Annotated in this window: 1 protein-coding gene; it reads left to right on the top strand. The window is 38.3% G+C overall.

Features of this window, described 5'->3' with window-relative positions:
- A partial coding sequence (locus IQR33_RS19860) for a GNAT family N-acetyltransferase (protein WP_228014015.1) occupies window positions 1-316 on the top strand: 316 nt, incomplete at both ends.

Raw genomic sequence — 316 nt, 5'->3', positions numbered from 1 at the left:
TGTTAAATCCCATCAAGCTCCCCCTCATTAAGAAACTATACAAGGCGTATTACCCTGCGGGTCGAGCCAAAAAAGATGAATTGATCATTACAGCAAGCCATAAAGGTGAAATCATTGCGTTACTACGTTTAAAAAGTGTAGATAAAGTTCGTCTATTGACAGGAATGTTGGTCATTCCGAAAGTTAGGGGAACAGGGATTGGAAAAGAACTACTAACTCATTGTAAAAACAATGTTTTCACTGATGGCGATTATTGCTTCGCGTTTACACATCTCGAATCCTATTATTCCAAGCATGGATTCACAACAATTGATTG

It is taken from the genome of Vibrio sp. OPT46, assembly GCF_015163535.1.
In the GTDB taxonomy this organism is placed as follows: domain Bacteria; phylum Pseudomonadota; class Gammaproteobacteria; order Enterobacterales; family Vibrionaceae; genus Vibrio; species Vibrio alginolyticus.
Note: the sequence above shows the minus strand (reverse complement) of the source record. Positions and strands in the feature narration are given on the sequence as shown.